This is a genomic window from uncultured Nostoc sp. (assembly GCF_964245575.1).
In the GTDB taxonomy this organism is placed as follows: domain Bacteria; phylum Cyanobacteriota; class Cyanobacteriia; order Cyanobacteriales; family Nostocaceae; genus Nostoc.
Genome location: NZ_CAXTNP010000320.1, coordinates 5512 through 7747, shown reverse-complemented (window position 1 = coordinate 7747; position 2236 = coordinate 5512). Strand labels below are relative to the sequence as shown.

2 protein-coding genes are annotated in these 2236 nt (G+C 42.4%); both read right to left on the bottom strand.

Annotated features, from left to right (window positions below):
- A partial coding sequence (locus ACFFAP_RS32845; protein ID WP_375515140.1) for an NB-ARC domain-containing protein occupies window positions 1-1640 on the bottom strand: 1640 nt, incomplete at its 3' end.
- A gap of 160 nt (window positions 1641-1800) precedes the next feature.
- Window positions 1801-1932 (bottom strand): hypothetical protein, encoded by a 132-nt coding sequence (locus ACFFAP_RS32840; protein WP_375515139.1) that lies wholly within the window; start codon window positions 1930-1932, stop codon window positions 1801-1803.
- Between the last annotated feature and the right edge of the window lie 304 nt (window positions 1933-2236).

Sequence of the window (2236 nt, the reverse complement as noted above, 5' to 3'; positions counted from 1 at the left end):
AGTTCTGCGAGATTATTCAGGCTAGTGGCGACATCGGGATGTTCTAAACCAAGACGATTTTCAGCTACCTCAATACATAGTTTGTACCAAGATTCTGCTTGCTGATAAAGTCCTTGAGCTTGATAAAACCAGCCTAAGCCTGTGAAAGGGCAAATTAAATCTTCGTTCCTGAGATACTGGGATAGATAGGTTGCAATTTCTGCAATGTGGGGGATAGCGGAAGTGAGATTGAAAATATCTTCAGGGTTAGGCTGTTGAGGAATTTGCTTTGCCATTTCTACCAGCAGCGCCACAAAAGCAGTTTTTACATTATCTGCCTCACTTGACTCATCCAACTTCATTTGGAAAAATTGCCGAATCAGTGGATGTAGACGATAAATTCCTTTACTTTGCCATTGTATTAAATGCAGTTTTTGCAACTGGGCTATAGCTTTATCCCAGAATTCTTGTTCATTGTCATTTTCTATCGCTTCAACAAATAAGGGAATGTCAGCCAAGGCATACAAACTCAGCCAACAGCCTAAGCCTTGTGCTTTTTCATCTAACTGTTCCCAACTTAATGCAAAAGCTTCAGCAACGCCGTATTCATAACGTATCAATGGGTTAGCCTTGGCGACTGCTTCGTGTTCCAATCGCTTTTTCTCTAGCCGCTTTAGTAGTGTCTCCAGAGACAAATCTGGTATTGTATCCAGATATCGCCCCACTAACTCTAACGCCAAAGGCAAATATCCCAAGAATTTACAAATTCTTCTGGCAACCCAAGCCTCGTTTTTAAGTCGTTCTCTGTCAACCAGCGATTTTAATAATTTCATCGCCGCCAATGGTTTGAGGACATCCAAAGGTAATTGCGGCAAAGTTCTATCAAATTCCTGGCGCGTTGTCAGCAATACTTTAAACCGGGGTGATTCTGGGGGTAGATAAGGCTGAACCTGTGTTTCGTAGTCAGTGACATCATCAAACACCAGCAACACTTCACCTTGTTGCCACTTCTCCCAGCAGTATCTCAGCCTATCTGCTAATTCCCACTCATCCGGTGCAATGAAGTTAAATTTCAATTGGGCAAATCTGAGAATCTGAATTTCGACATCAATTCCCTGTGCTGATAACCAGCAAACCCCACCTTGATAATTCTGCAAATGCTGTTTGGCGTATTGGGTAGCAAGTTCAGTTTTTCCCACACCACCCATACCCGCCCCAGCTACAATGGCAACTTGCCCAGATGTTTGTAATGAGGAGTGCAGTTTTTGTAGTTCTGCCTCACGTCCCACAAATTTTTCAAATGGAACAGCAGAGGGAATATTTTGATGAATTTCTTTAATTGTGGTGTGGGCAGCGTTCGACTGAGTGCTAACGCTGAAGTCTTGTTTGCCATTATATTTTGCTCTCAGGCAAGCTTGTAACTTTTCTAGTTTGCCCCGACTCTTAGAAGTCGCTAACTCAGGACAACTCTGAGCAAACTTGTTATACACCTTAGTCATCAGCTTTTTGTAAACACCAACACCGATATTCAATTCACTGGCAAGTTTTACCTGACTCTTACCTAAGTTTTCATTCTTCAAACGCTCTACAAAAGCTGCCGTTTGCTCTGGGGATAAGCTATGAATAGCAGCTTCATTGGTTAGAAAATCAGCCCATTGCATAGACAGCTTGTGAGATTTCTTCTCGATTCTACTTAATTTCTACTTTCTCTCGATTTCTAGGGAATCTCCTCATTCTTCTGGCATAAATACCATTTCCATAGAAACATTTAAAATAAGTTTGAGCCGTGAAAACTGCTTTAACAACTCCAGTCAACTCCAATCAAATCACCCAAACTTCGCAATTAATCCCCACCTCTTCAACATCGGTAGAAAATCCATCTACTTGGATACGAGATGGATACAGTCCTACTGAAATCATCCTCGCGGTGGCAATTTTAACTTTATTATCCATTGAAGTAATTGCCTGTGTAGATAAGCCAGCGCTGTACAGGGGTTCTCCCCCTTGAAGCGACTAGCGTGCAGTTTATAACCGCCTATTTTACTCATCATATCACAGAGCAAGAATTCTGCGTAAGCGTAGCCCATCGTAGACATCGCCACTTGAGCCTTTGAACCTTAACGTTGAGCCTTTAAACTCCAACGTTGAGCCTTTAAACTTCAACGTTGAGCTTCTGAACTCCAACGTTGAGCCTCTGAACTCCAACGTTGAGCCTTTGAACTCCAACGTTGAGCCTTTGAACTCCAACGTTGAGCCT

Coding starts and splice junctions, on each gene's coding strand:
- ACFFAP_RS32840 (WP_375515139.1), bottom strand. CDS start 1,932: ATGGATAATAAAGTTAAAATTGCCACCGCGAGGATGATTTCAGTAGGA.